This window comes from Bradyrhizobium sp. USDA 4353, from assembly GCF_054063215.1.
In genome coordinates, this window is sequence record NZ_JBSSGB010000001.1 from 4,308,111 (window position 1) to 4,326,871 (window position 18,761).

At 65.5% G+C, this 18,761-nt stretch carries 17 protein-coding genes; 6 read left to right on the top strand and 11 right to left on the bottom strand.

Annotated features, from left to right (window positions below):
• Positions 1-10 precede the first annotated feature (10 nt).
• Entirely contained in the window at positions 11-1,009 is a 999-nt protein-coding gene (gene dusA / locus ACVILH_RS19290) for a tRNA dihydrouridine(20/20a) synthase DusA (RefSeq protein ID WP_456714301.1), read from the top strand.
• A 5-nt stretch (positions 1,010-1,014) separates the two neighbouring features.
• Here the strand turns inward: dusA and ACVILH_RS19295 are convergent, their stop codons facing one another.
• The 7 genes from ACVILH_RS19295 to ACVILH_RS19325 all read right to left on the bottom strand — a co-directional run bounded on the left by ACVILH_RS19295 (position 1,015) and on the right by ACVILH_RS19325 (position 9,641).
• Entirely contained in the window at positions 1,015-2,028 is a 1,014-nt protein-coding gene (locus ACVILH_RS19295) for a pyridoxal phosphate-dependent aminotransferase (protein WP_456714302.1), read from the bottom strand.
• A gap of 61 nt (positions 2,029-2,089) precedes the next feature.
• Entirely contained in the window at positions 2,090-2,626 is a 537-nt protein-coding gene (locus ACVILH_RS19300) for a TIGR02281 family clan AA aspartic protease (RefSeq protein WP_456714303.1), read from the bottom strand.
• Positions 2,627-2,654: 28 nt separating this feature from the next.
• Positions 2,655-2,864: a DUF1289 domain-containing protein gene (locus ACVILH_RS19305; RefSeq protein ID WP_456714304.1), complete on the bottom strand. Its 210-nt coding sequence runs from the start codon at positions 2,862-2,864 to the stop codon at positions 2,655-2,657.
• Positions 2,865-2,912: 48 nt separating this feature from the next.
• Positions 2,913-4,511: a sensor histidine kinase gene (locus ACVILH_RS19310; RefSeq protein ID WP_456714305.1), complete on the bottom strand. Its 1,599-nt coding sequence runs from the start codon at positions 4,509-4,511 to the stop codon at positions 2,913-2,915.
• A gap of 119 nt (positions 4,512-4,630) precedes the next feature.
• Positions 4,631-6,079 (bottom strand): PepSY domain-containing protein, encoded by a 1,449-nt coding sequence (locus tag ACVILH_RS19315; RefSeq protein ID WP_456714306.1) that lies wholly within the window; start codon positions 6,077-6,079, stop codon positions 4,631-4,633.
• A gap of 6 nt (positions 6,080-6,085) precedes the next feature.
• Complete coding sequence (locus tag ACVILH_RS19320; protein WP_456714307.1) at positions 6,086-8,479, bottom strand: TonB-dependent receptor; 2,394 nt, start codon at positions 8,477-8,479, stop codon at positions 6,086-6,088.
• A gap of 292 nt (positions 8,480-8,771) precedes the next feature.
• Positions 8,772-9,641, bottom strand: coding sequence for an NAD(P)-dependent oxidoreductase (locus ACVILH_RS19325; protein ID WP_006609965.1), 870 nt, complete (start codon positions 9,639-9,641; stop codon positions 8,772-8,774).
• Between the two features lie 270 nt (positions 9,642-9,911).
• On the opposite strand from ACVILH_RS19325, the gene ACVILH_RS19330 reads away from it, so the two are divergent.
• The 4 genes from ACVILH_RS19330 to ACVILH_RS19345 all read left to right on the top strand — a co-directional run bounded on the left by ACVILH_RS19330 (position 9,912) and on the right by ACVILH_RS19345 (position 14,159).
• On the top strand, positions 9,912-10,358 hold the full coding sequence (locus ACVILH_RS19330; RefSeq protein ID WP_456714308.1) for a VOC family protein: 447 nt from the start codon (positions 9,912-9,914) through the stop codon (positions 10,356-10,358).
• 132 nt (positions 10,359-10,490) lie between these two features.
• Positions 10,491-11,624 (top strand): Mrp/NBP35 family ATP-binding protein, encoded by a 1,134-nt coding sequence (locus tag ACVILH_RS19335; RefSeq protein WP_456714309.1) that lies wholly within the window; start codon positions 10,491-10,493, stop codon positions 11,622-11,624.
• Positions 11,625-11,757: 133 nt separating this feature from the next.
• The gene (locus tag ACVILH_RS19340; RefSeq protein ID WP_456714310.1) at positions 11,758-12,891 is read left to right on the top strand and encodes a TRAP transporter substrate-binding protein; all 1,134 of its coding nucleotides are present in this window, start codon (positions 11,758-11,760) and stop codon (positions 12,889-12,891) included.
• A gap of 179 nt (positions 12,892-13,070) precedes the next feature.
• Positions 13,071-14,159 (top strand): TRAP transporter substrate-binding protein, encoded by a 1,089-nt coding sequence (locus ACVILH_RS19345; RefSeq protein WP_456714311.1) that lies wholly within the window; start codon positions 13,071-13,073, stop codon positions 14,157-14,159.
• 132 nt (positions 14,160-14,291) lie between these two features.
• Here ACVILH_RS19345 and ACVILH_RS19350 read toward each other — a convergent pair whose 3' ends face one another.
• Positions 14,292-15,893: a TRAP transporter large permease gene (locus tag ACVILH_RS19350; RefSeq protein ID WP_456714312.1), complete on the bottom strand. Its 1,602-nt coding sequence runs from the start codon at positions 15,891-15,893 to the stop codon at positions 14,292-14,294.
• Complete coding sequence (locus ACVILH_RS19355) at positions 15,890-16,429, bottom strand: TRAP transporter small permease subunit (RefSeq protein WP_011927553.1); 540 nt, start codon at positions 16,427-16,429, stop codon at positions 15,890-15,892. The genes ACVILH_RS19350 and ACVILH_RS19355 overlap by 4 nt, the downstream gene beginning before the upstream one ends.
• Positions 16,430-16,943: 514 nt before the next feature.
• On the opposite strand from ACVILH_RS19355, the gene ACVILH_RS19360 reads away from it, so the two are divergent.
• Positions 16,944-17,180, top strand: a complete 237-nt coding sequence (locus ACVILH_RS19360) for a hypothetical protein (RefSeq protein ID WP_456714313.1) — start codon at positions 16,944-16,946, stop codon at positions 17,178-17,180.
• A 14-nt stretch (positions 17,181-17,194) separates the two neighbouring features.
• On the opposite strand, the gene ACVILH_RS19365 is transcribed toward ACVILH_RS19360, so the two are convergent.
• Together ACVILH_RS19365 and ACVILH_RS19370 are read right to left on the bottom strand one after the other, a co-directional pair.
• A complete protein-coding gene (locus ACVILH_RS19365) occupies positions 17,195-18,085 on the bottom strand; it encodes a cation diffusion facilitator family transporter (protein WP_456714314.1) in 891 nt (296 codons plus the stop codon).
• Between the two features lie 188 nt (positions 18,086-18,273).
• Positions 18,274-18,543: a hypothetical protein gene (locus ACVILH_RS19370; RefSeq protein WP_456714315.1), complete on the bottom strand. Its 270-nt coding sequence runs from the start codon at positions 18,541-18,543 to the stop codon at positions 18,274-18,276.
• Positions 18,544-18,761: the final 218 nt, after the last annotated feature.

The following is an 18,761-nucleotide window of genomic DNA, read 5'->3' on the forward strand; positions in this document are numbered from 1 at the left end:
AGATCGAGAAATGCAGACATATCAAAGGCATAGATTCTCCGTGGCGCCGATGATGGATTGGACGGACCGGCATTGCCGGGTGTTCCATCGGCTGCTGTCGCGCCGCGCGTTGCTCTATACCGAGATGGTGACGACCGGGGCCGTCATTCACGGCGACCGCAAGCGGCTGCTCGGCTTCGATGCCAGCGAGCATCCCGTGGCGCTGCAGCTCGGCGGCTCGGATCCGGCTGATCTGGCGAGCTCGGCCAAGATTGGCGAAGACTTCGGCTACGACGAAATCAATCTCAATGTCGGATGCCCGTCGGACCGGGTGAAGGATGGCCGCTTCGGCGCGTGCCTGATGGCGGAGCCGGCGCTGGTTGCGGCCTGCGTCGCGGCGATGAAGCGCGCCGTGCGCATTCCCGTGACGGTGAAGTGCCGCATCGGCATCGACGATCAGGATCCGGAGATCGCGCTCGATGCGCTGGCGGATGCAGTGGTGGATGCCGGCGCCGACGCGCTGATCGTGCATGCGCGCAAGGCCTGGCTGAACGGCCTGTCGCCGAAGGAGAACCGCGACATCCCGCCGCTCGACTATGACAGGGTGTACCGGCTGAAGGCGCGGCTGCCGCAGGTGCCCGTCATCATCAATGGCGGTATCACCAGCGTCGCAGCGGTGCGGGATCATCTCGCTCACGTCGATGGTGTGATGCTCGGACGCGCCGCCTATCAGGAGCCGTGGCGACTGCTCGACGTCGATCCCGTGCTGTTCGGCGAGGCGGGGCCGCATGCGAGCATGAAGGACGCGCTGGCGGCGCTCGAGCCCTATATCGAGCGCCAGCTCGGGCAGGGTCTCAGGCTGCACGCGATCACGCGGCATCTCGTCGGCGCCTATCACGCGGTGCCCGGCGCGCGCGCCTTCCGCCGTCATCTCGCCGAGGGAGGCGTCAAGCCGGAGGCCGGCATCGAGGTGTTGCGCGAGGCGGTCGCGATGATCGAGGAGCGTGCGCCGGTGGCCGCGCTCGCCTGAGCAGGTCAGTCGGGCAGCAGCTCGGCGACGGCCTGCCGCGCGATCGCATTCTCCTCGGGCAGACCGATCGAGATGCGCAGCCATGTCGCAAAGCCCGGCTGCGCGCGGCCGATGATGATGCCGCGGGTCGCGAGCGCAGCGGCCGCTTCCGCGTATGGCCGGCCGCAATCGAAGAACACGAAATTGGCCTGTGACGCGCTGAAGGTGCGCCCGCGCTCGCGCAGCAGCGCATGCCACGCTTCGCGCTCGGCCGCGACCTTGGTGCGGACCGAAGCGATGTAGTTGCGATCACCAAGGCTCGCCAACGCAGCCACGAGACTGAGCCGGCTCAGCCCGAAGAACGCGCCGATGCCCATCTGCTTCAGCCCTGCAGCCAGCGGCGTCGGCGCCAGCGTGTATCCGATGGCAAGGCTTGCGAGGCCGTAGATCTTGGAGAACGTCCTGAACACCGCGACGTTGCAGCCCTCGCGCAGCAGCGGCGTGACGGTGCGGGCGGCGAAGTCCGGCAGGAATTCGATATAGGCCTCGTCGACGATGACGAGCGTACGCCGCGACAAGGCACGGACGGCTTCGATGAATGTCGTCGCGTCACTCACCGTGCCCGAGGGATTGTGCGGATTGACCAGATAGACCGCGCGCGTGTTGCCATCGACGGCGCGTGCGACGGCCGGCAGGTCATTCTCCAACGCCGCATTCAGCGGCACGCCGATCACGCGGCCGCCGGCCGGCGCCACCGCATCGACCAGCGCCGTGTAGCCCGGCTCGGAGTAGACGAACGTGCCGCCGGGGCCGCCACGGGCGGCGAGATACAGCCCGAGCACGTTGAGATTCTCGCCGAGCACGATCTGGTCGGCTGGAATGTCTTCATGCGCGGCGATCGCCGCCGTGAGATCATCGACCTCCCGGCCGGTGTAGCGGGCGAGGCCGGTGAGGTCGGCTGTAATGGCCGCAACGGCCGCGGGCGAGGGACCGAACGGAGTCTCGTTCAGGGCAAGCTTGATCTGCGGGGTATCGGCCATGGCGCGAGCGTAGGCCGGATTCTGCCGCGCATGCAAGGCAACGTTCGCAGCGGCCTTCGCCTCAGCTGCGGTCGGGATAGCCGTGCAGCATCAGCCGGTCGGAGCGGACCTCGAAGCGTTCGAGCCGGTCGAGAAAGCTCATGCCGAGCAGATTGGTCTTCATCTGGCCGTGCGGCACGACCAGTGCGGGGACCGAGCGCTCCACCAGCTTGCCGATCGCCAGCCGATCGAGCGTCAGCCGGGCCGCCTTGGTGTGGCCGCCGGCGGTCTCGACGTCGACGTCATAGTTCAGGAGCTCGAGCGGCAGGCCGGCGGCCTTGGCGGTCTCCCAGGTCAGCACCACCGAGGTGGCGCCGGTGTCGACCACCATCGGCGCGGTGACCCCGTTGATCTTGGCGCGCAGCGCGAACTCGCCGCCCCGGGTGCGCTCGATCTCGACGGCGTTGGTCGGCGGGCTGGCCTTGGCCCGGAAGGCCCGGCTGCGCAGCATCTCCGAGACGGTGTCGCTCGCGAGCGCGGCCTGCTCGGGATCCTTGTAGACGATCACGGCGCTCGCGGTGACCACCATGGTGACGAGCACCAGCGCAATCTTGTTCATGCCCGGCCTCCGAGGATGGAGGAGGCGGTCAGTCGCGCTTGCGCGCCGTCGCGGCCCGGATGGCGGGCAATCCGGCGTCGTGCATGCGCGTGGCCAGCCCGTCCATCACGGACAGCCGCTCGTCCCGCGACATGCGGGCCCAGCGCGCGATCTCCGGCAGCGTGCGGCCGCAGCCGAAGCACAGCTTGGTCTTCGGGTCGATCATGCAGACGGCGATGCAGGGCGTGTCCTGGCTCATCCTCCGACTTGAAGAGGTTCTGATCCGGCTTTGCAAGTGCCATCATTCTCACAGTCCCGTTCCGGCATTCATGATCGGTTTGCGCAGCAGGCGCCGCTTCTCCTGAGCGGGCGCGGTGGCAGGATCCGGTTGCAGCGGCGGCGCCTCGTCGGACAGCGGGGCGAGCGCCGACATCACCCGCTCCGGCGGGAAGGTGACGATCACCTCGGTGCCGATGCGGACCTTCGATTTCAGCGTGAACGTGCCGCCATGCATCTCGATCAGGTTCTTGGCGATCGGCAGGCCCAGGCCCGCGCCCTGTTCCGCCGACTTGATCGAGTTCGAGCCCTGGCCGAACGAGGCGAGCACGATCGGGATCTCGTTCTCGGGGATGCCGGAGCCGGTGTCCTTGACGCTGAGATATTGTCCGCCCGACGCCGTCCAGCCCGCCTTCAGCCAGATCTCGCCGCCTTGCGGCGTGAACTTGATGGCGTTGGAGAGCAGGTTGAGCACGACCTGCCGGATCGCGCGCTCATCGGCCCAGAGGCGCGGCATGTTCTGCTCGAACACCTCGTGGATGGTGAGGCCGCGGCTGGTCGCACGCAGCTTCAGCAGGTGATGGCAGTCGGCCACGACATGCACCAGCGCGACCGCTTCCTCGTTGAGCTCGTAGCGGCCGGCCTCGATTCGGGAGAGGTCGAGGATCTCGTTGATCAGGTTGAGCAGGTGGACGCCGGAATTGTGGATGTCGGCGGAATATTCCTTGTAAACCGGCACCGCATGCGCGCCGAAGATCTCGCTCTTCATGACCTCGGAGAAGCCGAGGATGGCGTTCAAGGGCGTCCGCAGCTCGTGGCTCATCTGGGCGAGGAAGCGCGACTTCGCGACGTTGGCGGCCTCGGCGCGGTAGCGCGCCTCGTCGGAGATTGCCTTGGCCTGCTCGAGCTCGCCGATCAGCGCATCCTTTTCCGCGCGCGCCTCGAGCGTCGCCAGCGTCGTCGCGTGCAGCTGATGTGCGAGCAGAACGAAATAGCCCTCGGCGGCGACCGCGAAACCCGCGAGCAGATAATTGTCGAACGTGCCCGACAGCGCGAGGCTCAGCGTGATCGCGACCGTCACCGGTGCGGTCACGGCGACTGCCGCGATCGGCAAATTGGCCGCGAGCATGCTGGAGACGGCGATCACCAGCAGCATCAGGAACATCATCAAGGTGCCCGACACCTCGGCGAGCGCCGGATGGATCAGGATCGCCATCCAGCACACGCCATAGAGCAGGTCGAGCAGCACGAAGCGCGTGCGCCAGCGCCGCGTCGCCGCCAGCGAGGGCTGGTCGGCGAGGAAGTTTTGGCAGTTGCGGACGATGGCGACGTGGATGCAGAGCACGCCGAGCGTCCAGGCGCCGGCGGCGAGCGCATGCAGCCAGAGGCTGAGCATCAGGCCCGTCGCCACGACCAGCAGGATGACGATGTAGGATGCGGAGATGCGGGTCTGCGCATATTGGCGCAGCAGCTCGCGATCGAATGCAGGTCGCGTCCCCGACGTCGACGTTAACCGGTCGCGCGCCTCGCGCACCCGCTGCTGCGCGGCCCGGCGCTGGCTTGCCGGAGCGAGCGCCGGCGCATCGGCCGGAAGCTCGACGATCTCGGGCTTTTCCGCGGGTTTACTCATCAACAACACAAATCCTGCCCGGGGCCGCACGGGCTGCTTTCTGCATCGTCTATAACTGGCTCTAAATCCTTAAGACGGATTATAGACAACGAAAAATTTGCGTTAACCGCGCGTTAAAATTAACCATTGCGGCGCGCAGCGACGCCAAGCACACGCAGCCGTCGCCAGCCGATCACCAGGCCGGTGATGCTGAAGGCAAAGCCGGCCGCGCACAGTCCGACGATCAGCAAGGTGCGCAGCGTCGCGTGCGCCAGCAGGCTGGGAAAGTCGAGCGTGTGCAGCGCTTGATAGAGCCAGCGATAGGTGCGCCTGGACGGATCGAGCTTCTCGAGCACGGCCCCGGAGGCGGAGTCGATGTGATACCAGGTGTCGCCGCAGACGACGCGATGAACCGGGGCTCGCGGCACGTCAGAGACGAACGGATAGTCATCGCCCGGCTCGACCTCGATCGATCGCGCGCAGCCGCTGTTCAGCCGGGAGGTGACGGCATTGATCTCCGCGGGCTGCAGGAAACGGCCGACGATGTGCCAGGCGGAGCCATCGTACACGGAGATCTGCTGTTGCATCAGGGCACGGCGCAAGCGCTGATGCATATGGCCGCCGAACGCGAACCATTCGATCTCGCGAACCTCGCCGGATGCGCTTGCCGGCGGGGAGGCGGTGAGCTGCGTCCAATCCGGCGCGCCGGTGAGGACGGCCTCCTCGGACGGCGTGAGATGACCAGTGGTAAACAGCCGGCCGTGGTCCATCGACAGCCAGCCGCTGATCATCCACGTCAAGACGAACTGCATGCAGACGAGGCCCGCCCAGTGGTGCCACAGGTGCCAGCCGCGATAGCGCGACGACAGCCGCGCCTTGCGCAGCCTCAGCCTTAGCGGGCCGAGCAGGGCGCCGGTCACCGCGGCGATCACCGCCGCAAGCGAGAGCCACCAGACCGTGACGTTCCATGCCGCCCAATTCTTGCGCAGGATGGTCGGATAGACCCAGTGCACGACGCTGCCGACGTAATTCCACGTGCGCTCGAACCGCGTGGTGTCGAGCACCACGTCGCCGGTTGGGGAGGAGACGTAGAGCTCGGTGCCCTCGGCATCGTTGAGCGCGATCCGGTAGAGCGGGCGATGCGGATCGAACCGGTTCGGCACCGTCCATTGATCGTAGTCCTGGAGCGCGGCGACGGCCGCGCCCGTGGCCTCAAGCCCACGCCGCTGCGCCGTGGCGCGCGCGATCGATAGCGCGAGATCGGGCGTTGAGACATCGGCTGCGGCGAGCGTGGCGGCATGAATAGCCACGCTGCGGTCGGCGGCCGAGATCACATAGATTGGTCCGTCCGGCCGCTGCGCCAGCCGGATGCGGCGGGGATCAGTGATCCCGCTCGCCGTAAGCGCCTCGGCAGGGCTATGCGGCGCCACCGTGAGAGCGAGCGGCGCCAGGCCCGCAAAACGCTCGCTCTCGGTCTGCGCCGGAAACGGCACGAAGTGCATCACGATGCCGGTGGCGAACCAGAGCGCGAACAACGGACCGAGCGGGATGCTGAGCCAGCGATGCGTGAGGATCAGCGCCCGGATCATGCGGTCTTAAAATTTGAACGAGGCTTCGACCTCGTAGGTGCGGGGCGCGCCGAGGAAGATCTGGTCGGGATAGAACGGATCGCTCCAGGCGGCGTAGCGCTTGTCGGTGACGTTGCGGATGCGGAAGGCGAGGCGGGTGCTGGTCGCGGTCGCAAACAGCGGCACCTTCGGCAGGTCGACAAAGGCGAACAGGTCCGCTGTGGTGTAGGCGAGCAGCTTCACCGTGTTGGCGTCGGTGCTCCAGCGGTCGCCGACATGGCGCACCGAGAAGCCGATCTCGACCGGCCACCAGCCGGGATTGAGAAAGCGGTACGAGCCGCCTCCGTTGACGATGACGGCCGGAATGTTCGGCGGCGTATTGCCGGAGAACGAGCCGCCGCCGGCGAGATCATAGTCGGAGTAGCGAGCGCGGACATAGGCGACATTGCCCCACAGCTTGGTCTCGGGCGTCGGCCGCACCGCGGCGGCGAGCTCGATGCCCTGCGACTTCACCTTGCCGGCAAGGTTGAGCTGCTGGCCGGCCTGGGCGCTGTAGACATTGTTGCGCTCGATGTCGAAGGCCGAGAAGGTCCATTCGGCCCGGCCGTTCCAGGTGAGCTGCTTGACGCCCGTCTCATAGCTGCGTGAATCCGACAGCGTCAGATTTTGCGTCGGGCTCAGCAGGAAGATGCTGTCGGCCGAGATGTCGCTCGACGTCGCATATTGGCTGTAGAAGGTCGTGCCGGGCAGGGCTTCCCAGGTATATCCGATGCGGCCGGTGAGGGGCTGCCAGCTCTTGGAATAGGGGAAGCCAGGCCGCTCGGCGCCGTTGCGGATCCAGTTGCGGTCGAGCGTGAACGGGTTGTAGCGCAGGCCGCCGACCAGGGCGAACGTGTCGGTGAGCTTCAGCCGGTCTTCGACATTCAGCGAGACGCTGTCGATGGTGGCCGTCTGCAACTGCGTTGTCAGATCGCCGTAGACGCCGCGGTCGAAGCCGACCAGCGGAACGAAGTCATGAGGAAAGTTCGCCGCGCCCGGCCGCGTGAACTCGGTGTGCGAGCTCTCGACCGAGGTCACCAGGCGGTTGGCAAGGCCGAAGATGCTGCCGTTCCAGGTGAGATCAGTGGTGTTGCCGACGATGTTGTGATTGTGGTGGACGAAGAAGCGTTCGCGGTCGACCAGATTATTCGTCGCGTTGAACGCCGCCACCTCGTTGTTGTACCAGTCGCGGCTTGCATTGTAGTTGTAGATCTGGCTCCGCAAGGTGACGGCGTTGTTCAGGTCCCATGCGAAGCCGCTGCGGACCCAGGACTCCTTGATCGTCTTGTGGCCGTCGACGACGTTGTAGTTGGTCGACAGCGTGCGACCGTCGATGGTCACGGCCCCGAGATTGCTGCCATTGTAGTCCGACACCTTGACGCCGGACACGATGCCGCTAGTCGCATTGGCGCCACTGAAGGCGACCGGCACCAGCGGCGTGCCCTCGTAGGGCTTGGCCTTGTAGTCCTTGAACTCGGCGGCCACGAAGGTCCTGAAGCTGTCCGACAGCCGATAGTTCAATTGGCCGGAGACGTGGACGTTCTTGAACTCGGTGTCGTCGATGAAGCCGACCTCCTTGGTGCGGCTGATGTCGAAGCGATAGTCCAGCCCCTGGACATTCGTGCTGCCGCCCGACCCGAAGCCGCTACGGAACGTGCCGCGCTGGTCGAAGCCGACGAAGGCCTCGCTCTCGACCGGGCCGGTGTGCGGCGCCTTGGTCACGAAATTGATGCTGCCGCCGACCGCGCCCTGGCCGGAGATCAGCGAGGAGGGGCCCTTCAGGACCTCGACGCGGTCGAGATTGAACGTCTCCATCGTCAGCGCGGTGAAGCCGGTCGGGCCGATATTGATGCCGTTGTACAGGACGTTCACCTGGTTGCCCTGGAAGCCGCGCATCGCGTAGCCGACATCGTTCGGCGCATCGCCCGCGCTGACGCCGGCGGCGCCTTTCACCGCGTCGACGGTCGTGTGGTAGCCCTGTTCGCGGAGCGTCTCGGCGCCGATCACCTCGACCGTCGCCGGCACTTCGCGCGCCGTCAGGCCCAGGCGGCTGCCGGCGCCCGTCGTCGCATTGCCGTTGAGCGGCGTCGCAGCGGAGCTGGCGAAAGAAGCGGCGGACGGAGCTGTCCCCTGCGACCGCTGAGCAGCGCGTCGCGGGGCGGCACGGACGGTTTGGCTGGCCGTTCGATTCGGCGATGGCGTCCGGCCGGATGCCTGCCGCGGCCGCGGCGCATCCACCGTCACGTCCGGAAGCAAGGTCCCGGCCGCAGGTCCCGCCGCCGGGCTTACGGCCTGCTGCGCGTAAGCCAGCGGTGCAGCCGAGCAGCCCGCCGCCAGCAGCCCCGCGACCGATATCGATCCCCAAATCGTCCGTACGCTCATTCCGATCCCCACCGCAGCGCCGCTTGAGCCGGCGCCTGCGCCCCACGTTCACGATTGACCAGGACGAGCGTTAACGGAAACCGGCTCACATGTAATGTTATAACATTGCATGTGCTTCATTCCGACTCTGAGTGTCTTGATCGGGCAACACCTGCGAACGATTGGCGATTGCAATGGGTATCAGCGAGTCGGGGGAACGCGCAATGGAGCGTTCAGAACGTGCGGCGGCAACGCAAAACGGCCGCCCCTCGGATTGAGCGGCGGCCGTTGATGGTGTCGATACGTCCGGGAATTACTTCTCCAGACGCGCCAGCAGGCTCGACGTATCCCAGCGCTTGCCGCCGAGCTTCTCGACCTCGGAGTAGAACTGGTCGACCAGCGCGGTCACCGGCAGATGGGCGCCATTGCGACGTGCCTCGGACAGGCAGATCGACAGGTCCTTGCGCATCCATTCCACCGCAAAACCAAAGTCATATTTGCCGTCGTTCATGGTCTTGTAGCGGTTCTCCATCTGCCACGACTGCGCGGCGCCCTTGGAGATCGTCTCGATCACGGCGGGAACGTCGAGGCCCGACTTCTTGGCGAAGTGGATGCCCTCCGAGAGGCCCTGCACGAGGCCGGCGATGCAGATCTGGTTGACCATCTTGGTCAGCTGGCCGGAGCCCGCGGGACCGAGCAGCTTGCACATCCGGGCATAGGCCGCGATGACAGGCTCGGCCCCGGCATAGGCGTCGGCGGTGCCGCCACACATCACCGTCAGCACGCCGTTCTCAGCGCCGGCCTGGCCGCCGGAGACCGGCGCGTCGATGAATTTGAAACCGGCCTTGGTGGCTGCGGCGTCGAGCTCACGTGCCACTTCAGCCGACGCCGTGGTGTGGTCGACGAACGTCGCGCCCTTGGTCATGCCGGCGAAGGCGCCGTCGGCGCCGATCGTCACCGAGCGCAGGTCGTTGTCGTTGCCGACACAGCACATCACGAAGTCCTGGCCCTCGGCGGCCTGCTTCGGCGTCGCGGCGGTCTTGCCGCCGAACTTGTCGGCCCATTCCTTCGCCTTGGCCGCGGTGCGGTTGTAGACCGTGACCTCGTGACCACCCTTCTTCACGAGGTGTCCTGCCATGGGGAAACCCATGACGCCGAGACCGATGAAAGCGACTTTAGCCATATGAGTGACCTTGCCCTTGGGTTCTCTGGGGTTCTGCCGACGGCCTTGGGACTGGCCGGGCGGTTCTTGAAGGAAAACATCAGCAGCCGGCCCGTTCCGGCGGTCCGCTGGACGCCGCACCATAACGGCTTGCGACGCCGGGGCAACGCCTTCGTGACGGATGCGAAAGCGCGCTGTCGTGCTAAAGAGGCATCATCAGGACCGCTTGCAAACCGGTCATCCGGCAACGAAATCCGAAGATATCAACGAACCAGCCAGGGAGTGTCTCGCATGGGTGTCAGCGTCGGCGTGCTCGATCATTTCAACATCCGGACCCGCAACCTGAAGGAGACCGTGCGCTTCTATGAGGACGTGCTCGGGCTCGAGAACGGCGATCGGCCGAACTTCGCCTTCCCCGGCGCCTGGATGTACAGCGAGGGCCGGCCCGTGGTGCATCTGGTCGACATCTCCCCGACGTCGGAGGCACAAAAGCCGGACTCCGGCGTCGTCCACCACGTCGCCTTCGTCAGCCGCGGCTTCGCCGGCATGAAAGCGCGGCTCACCGAGAAGGGCATGCCGTTCGATGCGCGGCAGGTGCCGGGCGGCGAGCTGTGGCAGATCTTCGTGCGCGATCCCAACGGCGTGATGATCGAGCTCAATTACGAGGCCGCCAAGGAGCAGGCCGGGGATGGACCGGACGAGAACGCCGGCGACATCGGAACCATGGTGGCGTTTTGAGCCGACCGGGCTTATGAAGCAGCGCAACAGGGGGCGGATGCGATCCTTTCGGCAATGGCAGAAGATCGCGTCCGGCCAACAGGATAGGGCGCGACGATGTGGCGCGTTCTGAAGCACTTCAGGAGACGCGCCGTGAGCGTGACGCAGCAGCAGGTCATCGAGGCACTCAAGCGGGTCCGCTCGCCACGCGGTGTGGCGCTGCCCGATGCCGGCGTGCTGTCGCCGATCACGGCCAATGATGGCAAGGTGTTTGTCTCGATCAATGTCGAAGCCAGCGAGGCCCGCGCCTGGGAAACCACCCGCGCGGAGGCCGAGGCGGCCGTGCGCGCCATTCCGGGCGTGACCATGGCAATGATCGCGCTGACCGCTGAGCGCAAGGCCGGCGCTGCGCCGGCCCCGGCGCCGCGGCAGGGCGGCGTACAGCCGGTCTCGGCGCATCGCCCGCATCAGCACCAGACCCCGGCTGATTCGCCGATGTCCCGGCAGGCTCCGATCCCCGGCATCGCCGCCGTCATCGCGGTCGCGTCGGGCAAGGGCGGCGTCGGCAAGTCGACCACCGCGATCAATCTGGCGCTGGGTTTGCGCGATCTCGGCCTCAAGGTCGGGCTGCTCGATGCCGACATCTACGGCCCCTCGGTGCCGCGCCTGACGGGTCTGCAGGAGAAGCCGCAGCTCACGCCCGAGAAGAAGATGATCCCGCTGTCGCGCTTTGGCCTGTCGATCATGTCGATCGGCTTCCTGGTCGACGAGGACTCCGCGCTGGTGTGGCGGGGGCCGATGGTGATGTCGGCGATCAACCAGATGCTGCGCGACGTCGCCTGGGGCACGCTCGATGTGCTCGTCGTCGACATGCCGCCCGGCACCGGCGACGCGCAGCTGACGCTGGCGCAGAACGTACCGCTGAAGGGGGCGGTGATCGTCTCGACGCCGCAGGACCTGTCGCTGATCGACGCGCGCCGCGGGCTTGCGATGTTCCGCAAGGTCAACGTGCCCGTGCTCGGCATCATCGAGAACATGAGCTACTTCCAGTGTCCGGAGTGCGGCACGCGCTCCGACATCTTCGGCCATGGCGGTGCCCGTCACGAGGCCGAGCGACTCGGCGTGCCCTTCCTCGGCGAAATCCCGCTGCACATGGATATCCGCTCGACCTCCGACGCGGGCAAGCCGGTGGTCGAGAGCGAGCCCAGCGGACCGCATGCGGCGATCTACCGGACCATCGCCTCCGCCGTCCGCGATCAGCTCAAGGATGCCATCGCCGCGACTTGATGCGGCGCAGCAAAGTCCGTGCGACCATTGGACTGTTTGTCATCCCAACGTCGCGTTTTCGCTTAACCGGTTCCGTGCTAAAGCCCGGCCCGGATCGCCTTCGACCGTACGCGGCCAATCGCGTCGGCGGATAATGTTTTCACGGGAAACGCCCCCAACAAGGAGATGCCTTAATATGAAGCGTCGTGATTTTCTGAAGGTTTCGGCTGCGGGCGCCGCGGCGACGGGCGCCATCGCCTCGCCGGCCATCGCGCAGTCGATGCCCGAGATCAAGTGGCGGCTCACTTCGAGCTTCCCGAAGTCGCTCGACACGATCTATGGCGGCGCCACCGAGCTCGCCAAATACGTGGCCGAGATGACCGACAACAAGTTCCAGATCCAGGTGTTCGCGGCCGGCGAAATCGTCCCCGGCCTGCAGGCGCTGGATGCGACCTCCAACGGCACCGTCGAGATGTGCCACACGGTGTCGTATTATTATGTCGGCAAGGATCCGACCTTCGCGATCTTCGCCTCGGTGCCGTTCGGCCTCAATGCCCGTCAGCAGAACTCCTGGCTCTACCAGGGCGGCGGCAACGAGCTCGCCAACGAGTTCTACAAGAAGTTCGGCGTCATCGGCTTCCCCTGCGGCAACACCGGCACCCAGATGGGCGGCTGGTTCCGCAAGGAGATCAAGACCGTCGCCGATCTCTCGGGCCTGAAATTCCGCATCGGCGGCATCGCCGGCCAGGTGCTGCAGAAGCTCGGCGTCGTGCCGCAGCAGCTCGCAGGCGGCGACATCTATCCGGCGCTGGAGAAGGGCACCATCGACGCCGCCGAGTGGGTCGGTCCGTATGACGACGAGAAGCTCGGCTTCCAGAAGGTGGCCAAGTACTACTACTATCCGGGCTTCTGGGAGGGCGGTCCGACCGTCCACGCCTACACCAACCTGGACAAGTGGAATTCGCTGCCCAAGAACTACCAGGCGATCCTGACCAACGCGACGATGGCCGCCAACACCTGGATGGCCGCGCGCTACGACCAGCAGAACCCGTCGGCGCTGAAGCGCCTGGTCGCCGGCGGCACCCAGCTTCGCCCGTTCACCAACGAGGTGCTGGAAGCCTGCCTCAAGGCGACCAACGAGCTGTGGGGCGAGATCTCGGCGAAGAACCCCGACTTCAAGAAGTCGATCGACGCCATGCAGGCCTACCGCTCGGATGAATATCTGTGGTGGCAGGTGGCCGAGTACACCTACGACAGCTTCATGATCCGCTCGCGCACCCGCGGCTGATCCCAAGCTTCGATCGGCGGACAAACATGAGCCCGGCCTCGCAAGAGGCCGGGCTTTTTGCATTGCGTTGCGACAACGTTTCGCAATGGCACTTCAGCGCAGTTTGATCCACACTGGAACCTCAAGGCCTCGCAAGAAGGCCGGAGCAACCGACACATCACCCGAGGGAAGGAACGAGCATGAAGCGGAGAGACTTCATCAAGGTCACCGGGCTTGGCGCTGCCGGCGCCGCCGCGATCGCAGCGCCGGCAATTGCGCAGTCGATGCCCGAGATCAAATGGCGCATGACCACGAGCTGGCCGAAAACGCTCGACACCTTGCATGGCGGCGCCGAGATGATGGCCAAGATGGTCGGCGAGGCCACCGACAACAAATTCCAGATCCAGACCTTTGCCGCCGGCGAGATCGTGCCCGGCCTGCAGGTGCTCGACGCCGTGCAGAACGGCACCGTCGAGATGGGCCACACCGCGTCCTATTACTACTTCGGCAAGGACCCGACCTTCACCTTCGGCTCCTCGGTGCCGTTCGGCCCGAACATGCGCATCAACCAGGCCTGGTACCTGATGGGCGGGGGCAAGGAGATCCTCAACGAGTTCTACAAGAGCTACAACGTGACCTCGCTGCTCGCGGGTAACACCGGTTGCCAGATGGGCGGCTGGTTCCGCAAGGAGGTCAACACCGTCGACGACCTCAACGGCCTGAAATTCCGCATCGGCGGCTTCGCCGGCCGCGTCATGCAGAAGCTCGGCTGCGTGCCGCAGCAGCTCGCCGGCGGCGACATCTATCCGGCGCTGGAGAAGGGCACGATCGATGCGGCCGAGTGGGTCGGTCCCTATGACGACGAGAAGCTCGGCCTGTTCAAGGTCGCGCCGCACTACTACTTCCCCGGCTGGTGGGAGGGCGGGCCGATGCTGCTCGCGATGATCAACCTCGAGAAGTGGAACGCTCTGCCGAAGCACTATCAGAAGCTGCTGGAGCAGGCCGGCCACTTCGCCAACAACTGGATGATGGCGAAGTACGACTCCGCCAACCCGCTGGCGCTGCGCAAGCTGATCGCCGGCGGTGCCAAGCTGCATCCATTCCCGGCGCAGGTCATGGAAGCCTCGTTCAAGGCCGCCAAGGAGCTGCATGCCGAGGTGGCCGCCACCAATCCCAACTTCAAGAAGGCGCTGGAGTCGCTGACCGCCTATTCGGGTGCCGGCTATTCCTGGTTCCAGGTCGCCGAGGTCGGCTACGACAACTTCATGGCCCGGCGCTCGCAGAGCTGAGGGGCAGTTGCCGCTCTCGCCGCGTCATTGCGAGCGCAGCCTCGCAATGACGCGTGGATGGATCTCCCAAACAAACAAAACCCCGGAAGCGTCGTTTCCGGGGTTTTCCTGTTCGTGCGGATCGCTGCGCCGTTACTGCTTCGGCTGACCGAAATCCAGCGGCGGCAGCTCGATCTGCGGCACCTCGATCTTGACCTTGTCGAGATCGACCTGGACCGGCTTGTCGAGCAGGCCAGTGACGGTGACCGGGAAGGCGATCACGAGCAGCACCATGATGGCCTGCAGCCCGATCCACGGCATCGCGCCCCAATAGATGTCGGAGCTCTTCACTTCCTTCGGCGCCACGCCGCGCAAATAGAACAGCGCGAAGCCGAACGGCGGATGCAGGAACGAGGTCTGCATGTTCACGCAGAGCATCACGCCGAACCAGATCAGCGCCGCCTCGGGCCCGACCACCGGCGCCAGGATCTTCTGCGCGATCGGCGCGATCATCGGCAGGATGATGAAGGCGATCTCGAAGAAGTCGAGGAAGAACGCCAGGAAGAAGATGAAGATGTTGATGAAGATCAGGAAGCCCCAGACGCCGCCCGGCAGGGAGGTCAAGAGGTGCTCCAGCCACTCGCCGCCGGAGACGCCCTGGAACACCACCGAGAAGCAGGTCGAGCCGATCAGGATGAAGGTCACCATGCAGGTGATGCGCATGGTGGTCTCATAGCCCTGCTTGATCAGGTCGCGCAGGTCGGGGATGGCGACCGCGCGGATGCCGAGCCAGGCGACGGCGAGGTAGGTGATCGCGAAGGCGAGCTTGAACACCAGGTTCTCGGTGAACAGCATCGCCACGATGGTGCCGATGCCGGCCGCCACCACGCCGACGATCAGAACGCTGCGGTCCTTCTTGGTGAACTCCTTGTGGTGGATCACGGCCAGCACGATGGCGCCGACCGCGCCCATGGCGCCGGCTTCCGTCGGGGTCGCCAGGCCCATCATCATGGTGCCGAGCACGACGAAGATCAGCACGGCGGAAGGGATGATGCCCATCAGGCACTTCTTCCACAGCGCCCAGCCGGTCAGCGTGCGCGCCTCCTTCGGCACCGGCGGCACGTGGCCCGGCTTGACCAGGCCGAGCACGAAGGTGTAGCCGGCGAACAGGATGACCTGGAAGATCGAGGGACCCCAGGCGCCGAGATACATGTCGCCGACCGACTTGCCGAGCTGGTCGGCCAGCACGATCAGGACCAGCGACGGCGGCACCAATTGCGTGATCGTGCCGGAGGCTGCCAGCACGCCGGTGATGTAGCGCATGTTGTAGCCGTAGCGCATCATGACCGGCATCGAGATCAGCGCCATCGCGATCACCTGCGCCGCGACCGTGCCGGTGATGGCGCCGAGGATGAAGCCGACGATGATGACGGAATAGCCGAGGCCGCCGCGGATCGGGCCGAACAATTGGCCCATCGAATCCAGCATGTCCTCGGCGAGCCCGCACCTTTCCAGGATCGCACCCATGAAGGTGAAGAACGGGATCGCGAGCAGGAGGTCGTTGGCGAGCACGCTGCCGAAGATGCGGCCCGGAATCGCCTGCAGGAAGTTCAGGTCGAAAAAGCCCAGATGAATGGCCAGGAAGCCGAACGACAGGCCGACGGCGGCGAGCGTGAACGCCACCGGGAAGCCGATCAGCATCGCCACGACAAGGCCGCCGAACATCAGCGGCGGCATCATCTCCAGCGTGATCATTGCGTCGGCCTCTCATATTTCGCGTCGATCGTCACGTAACCCTGCAGCGCCGCCGCGCGCTTGATCACCTCGGACAGCCCTTGCAGGGCCAGCATCACGAAGCCCGCGGGGATCGCGAACTTGACCGGCCAGCGCAGCAGGCCGCCCGCATTGCCGGACATCTCGTTGATCGAATAGGACTGCATGAAGAACGGCCAAGACAGATAGGCCAGCAGCAGACAGGTCGGGATCAGGAAGAACAGGGTGCCGATCAGGTCGAGCCAGAGCTGGCCGCGCTCGGAGAGATACAGGTACAGCAGCTCGACCCGGACATGCTCGTTGCGTCGGAATGTATAGGATGCGCCGAACATGACCAGCAGCGCGAACATGTACCACTGCAGCTCGAGCCAGCCGTTCGACGAATAGCTGAAGGCGTAGCGGATCATCGCGTTGATGGCGCTGACCAGGCACGCCAGCAGGACCAGGAGATTGCAGACGTAGCCGATCTTTTCGTTCAGCTGATCGATGGCCGTACTAATTGCCAACAAGGGGCGCATCATGGTCTCCGCTGCGGGCGCTGGTCAGGTCAGCGCGCCCAGGCTTTCGGGAGGCGTGGTTTCGCGATCACGCAGAACGTGCATGTCGTCATGACGGCGCGCTTGAAGCGAATGCAACGAAACGTCCTCCCCCTCGATGCCTTCGGCTCTTGTTCGGCGCTTGGGTGACGGGCGGGCGCCCATCGGCCGCGCGGGGCCTGAAAGCGTGGGCACCATTTCAGCGCGCCGTCCTGCCGTCAATCGGAAAATGGGCACATTGACGCGCCGGCAACAGTCTGGCCGCACTGGGTAAACCGGATTCGGTGAGGCGCGGTGACTGCGGCATCCGGGTGCCGAAAGAGCAGGCAATTGCCGTGCCTCACGATGGCGACAGAGGGCCAGCGCGCCGACACGGCGGCTCGGCGCCATCGCCCGAGGTGATTCGGAACATGTCCTTGGCTTCGGCGAATGTTGGCGTGAGGCCGCAACCTGGATAAAACCGCGGCATTGGATGTCTGACGTGGGGATCGAGCGGATGAGCAAGCCGAGCAAGACCGAGGCCGAACTGATCGCAATGGCGGTGGCCGAGCTGAAGGCCCATAGCGAATATGCCGAGGGCATCCAGATTTTCGTCGTGCGAGACGGCCATTCCTGGGAGTTTCGCGCCAGCGCGGATCAGGACACGATCGCCAGGCCCGGCTATCCCGAGTGCGTGGCCATGCTGGTCCAGATCGGAGATCATCTCTCGAAGCAGTACGCGCTTCAGGCGTGAGGCGCTGATCCGGCCTACAGCACCACCACGCCGGAGTGCTTGGCCTTGTTCTCCGGCTCGACGTGAATGGTGATCCAGCTGTGCTCGTCGTCCTCGCGCAGGGCGGCTTCGATGCGGTCGCAGATCTCGTGCGCCGCGTTGACCGACATCTCGCCGGGGACCACGAGGTGAAACTCGATGAAGGTGAGCTTGCCGGCATGGCGGGTGCGGACATCGTGCGCCTCCAGCGCGCCGTCGGCATGCTGGCTGATGATCTGCCGGATGCGTGAAAGCGTGGCCTCGGGCACCGCCTCGTCCATCAGCCCGCCGGTGGATTCCTTCAGCACCTGCCATCCGGACCACAGGATGTTGACGGCGACCAGCAGCGCCAGGGCAGGGTCGAGGATCGGCAGCTGCAGCACGACCGCGAGCCCGAGACCGACAACGACGCCGCCGGAAGAGACCACATCCGTCAGCAGGTGTCGTCCGTCCGCCACCAGCGCCGGTGAGCGCAGCCGCTTGCCGCGGGTGATCAGCAGCCAGCACCAGATGGCGTTGATCACGCTGGCGAGCCCATTGATGGCCAGGCCCTCGATCGGCGCAGAAAGCGGCCGCGGCGCGAACAGGTTGCCATAGGCCTCGTGGACGATCAGGAGCGCCGCGACCACGATCATCACGCCTTCGATGACCGCGCTGAAATATTCGACCTTGTGGTGGCCGAACGGATGGTTGGCGTCCGCCGGCTTAGCGGCAATGCGCACCGCGAGCAGGGCGACCACGGCCGTGACGACGTTGACGATGCTCTCCAGCGCGTCCGAGTAGAGCGCGACCGAGCCGGTGATCCAGTAGGCGAAGAACTTCAGGCCGAGGACGAGCGTCCCGACCACGAGGCTGCCAGCGGCGAGCTTGAGCGACTGCGAGTGCATGAGTCCTTCACCTGGGCCTGCGGAGTACCGAACCCGGCGGTGGAACGCAACGGTCGCTGCTGCGAGCGAGTCTCAATGATGCCGACGGCCCTCGAGGCCACGCGCGGCCCGAACGCACAGAAGGGCCGTGCCCAAGATCATGAGCACGGCCCTTCATCCCGCAAACGCGCGAGCGGCGATTCGGACGCTTACTTTTCCTTGATGATCGTGGTCGTGCTGGTGCTGCCGACGGTGCCTTCGTCCTCGCAGACCTTGGTCTGCTTGATGCGGTCCTCGGCCTCGACGCGGCTGGTGAACGCCATCGGCCCGATCTGGGTCACGACCTCGCGGTCGGCGGGGCGGGTGGTGGTGATGGTGCAGCGATGGCTGGGGCCCTGCACGACGTAATATTCATCAGCGAGCGCCGGGGCCAGGGATCCGATGATCAGTGCGCCAGCGAGAAGAAGGGGTGCTTTCATTGTCGTCTCTCTGTTCGAGTGCTGCCGGATGGAGCGGGAACGGGATGAACAGCGGTGCTGCTCATTCCAAGATCCTCTCCGCGGTCCAGCAACTCGCCTGGGCGGCTGCGGTTCCGGTCGTAGTCGCACAGCAGCCGATGAGTAGGACGAAAGCCCTTGTGGACGTACCGGAGTGTCAGGGATCGGCGACACCGGCTGATCGCGGACTGCATGCCGCA

Coding starts and splice junctions, on each gene's coding strand:
- ACVILH_RS19365 (WP_456714314.1), bottom strand. CDS start 18,085: ATGCACTCGCAGTCGCTCAAGCTCGCCGCTGGCAGCCTCGTGGTCGGG.
- ACVILH_RS19355 (WP_011927553.1), bottom strand. CDS start 16,429: ATGCGCCCCTTGTTGGCAATTAGTACGGCCATCGATCAGCTGAACGAA.
- ACVILH_RS19325 (WP_006609965.1), bottom strand. CDS start 9,641: ATGGCTAAAGTCGCTTTCATCGGTCTCGGCGTCATGGGTTTCCCCATG.
- ACVILH_RS19360 (WP_456714313.1), top strand. CDS start 16,944: ATGAGCAAGCCGAGCAAGACCGAGGCCGAACTGATCGCAATGGCGGTG.
- ACVILH_RS19305 (WP_456714304.1), bottom strand. CDS start 2,864: ATGAGCCAGGACACGCCCTGCATCGCCGTCTGCATGATCGACCCGAAG.
- ACVILH_RS19345 (WP_456714311.1), top strand. CDS start 13,071: ATGAAGCGGAGAGACTTCATCAAGGTCACCGGGCTTGGCGCTGCCGGC.
- ACVILH_RS19320 (WP_456714307.1), bottom strand. CDS start 8,479: ATGAGCGTACGGACGATTTGGGGATCGATATCGGTCGCGGGGCTGCTG.
- ACVILH_RS19315 (WP_456714306.1), bottom strand. CDS start 6,079: ATGATCCGGGCGCTGATCCTCACGCATCGCTGGCTCAGCATCCCGCTC.
- ACVILH_RS19330 (WP_456714308.1), top strand. CDS start 9,912: ATGGGTGTCAGCGTCGGCGTGCTCGATCATTTCAACATCCGGACCCGC.
- ACVILH_RS19370 (WP_456714315.1), bottom strand. CDS start 18,543: ATGAAAGCACCCCTTCTTCTCGCTGGCGCACTGATCATCGGATCCCTG.
- ACVILH_RS19300 (WP_456714303.1), bottom strand. CDS start 2,626: ATGAACAAGATTGCGCTGGTGCTCGTCACCATGGTGGTCACCGCGAGC.
- dusA (WP_456714301.1), top strand. CDS start 11: ATGCAGACATATCAAAGGCATAGATTCTCCGTGGCGCCGATGATGGAT.
- ACVILH_RS19340 (WP_456714310.1), top strand. CDS start 11,758: ATGTTTTCACGGGAAACGCCCCCAACAAGGAGATGCCTTAATATGAAG.
- ACVILH_RS19350 (WP_456714312.1), bottom strand. CDS start 15,893: ATGATCACGCTGGAGATGATGCCGCCGCTGATGTTCGGCGGCCTTGTC.
- ACVILH_RS19310 (WP_456714305.1), bottom strand. CDS start 4,511: ATGAGTAAACCCGCGGAAAAGCCCGAGATCGTCGAGCTTCCGGCCGAT.
- ACVILH_RS19295 (WP_456714302.1), bottom strand. CDS start 2,028: ATGGCCGATACCCCGCAGATCAAGCTTGCCCTGAACGAGACTCCGTTC.